Source organism: Psychrobacter sp. Ps4 (assembly GCF_022129285.1).
Lineage (GTDB): Bacteria > Pseudomonadota > Gammaproteobacteria > Pseudomonadales > Moraxellaceae > Psychrobacter > Psychrobacter immobilis_A.
On sequence record NZ_JADQAK010000034.1, the window covers coordinates 12,364 to 13,550 of the forward strand.

1 protein-coding gene is annotated in these 1,187 nt (G+C 40.9%); it reads left to right on the plus strand.

Annotated features, from left to right (window positions below):
• A partial coding sequence (locus I3252_RS13925; RefSeq protein ID WP_238035641.1) for a DUF2867 domain-containing protein occupies window positions 1-1,187 on the plus strand: 1,187 nt, incomplete at both ends.

Genomic DNA, 1,187 nt, shown 5'->3' on the forward strand with positions numbered 1-1,187 from the left:
CTGGTTCACGGCATGACACACGGCCATGACTTTATTGACTATGAGATTGAAGCAGCACAACATTTCAGTGATGGATTAAAACAAAGCCAAGTAAAACACGTTATCTATTTAGGTGCATTACAAAGTAACAACAGTGATTCTAAACATTTAATTGCTCGAAAGGCGACAGGCGAGATATTAAGACAAAGTGAAAAACCAGTAACCGAACTGCGTGCTGGTATTATTATCGGGCCAGGATCTGCAGCCTTTGAAGTAATGTGTGATTTTGTCTACCACCTACCTATTATGTTAACGCCTAAATGGGTGACTTCTCGCAATTCGCCTATCGCCTTATGTAACCTACTCCATTATCTTTTTGAACTGATCAATATGCCGCCCTCTTCACATCGTATTTGGGATGTATCAGGCCCAGAGCAAATGAGCTATAAAGATCAAATGATTCGCTTAGGTAAGATCATCCATAAACCTATTCGAGTATTACCCATTCCATTTTTAAGTCCAACCTTAGCCGCTTACTGGTTAAGGTTTATTACTTCGGTTCCAACCAATATTGCCAAAGCGTTAATTGGTGGACTGAGATTTGACCTCCCAGCCGATGGGACACAGATTCAACAGGCTATACCACAAACATTATTGACCTATGAAGAAGCCGTTTCAATAGCCCTAAAAAAACAAGTAGAAGTTGTGGCAAACCCTATTTGGGGATTTGACCCAGATGCAATAGAACGTTGGCAAACAGGTTATGGTTATTACCCCAAACAAGCAGGATACACATTAAAAACAGATGCTTCACTCGATGCTTTATGGCAACAAATTCAAAGACTAGGAACTCCTGGAACGGAATATTTCTTTGCCAATTCTTTATGGCATTTACGCGAATGGATGGACAAAATAATTGGGGGTAACGCTTGTGAGCGCTATCGTCGAGACCCAGATAATTTACAGATGGGCGATAGGATTGACTCGTGGAAAGTTATAGCGCTAGAAGATAAACATTTTATTTCGCTCTTATTTGGTATGAAAGCACCAGGTCTTGGTCGACTTGAATTTACGATAAAAGATCATGGCGACTACCGAACCCTTGATATTAGAGCTTGGTGGCATCCTGCTGGTTTTAGTGGACTTTTATATTGGTTCGCCATGATGCCAGCTCACTTATTTATATTCAGGGGAATGACTCATGCGGT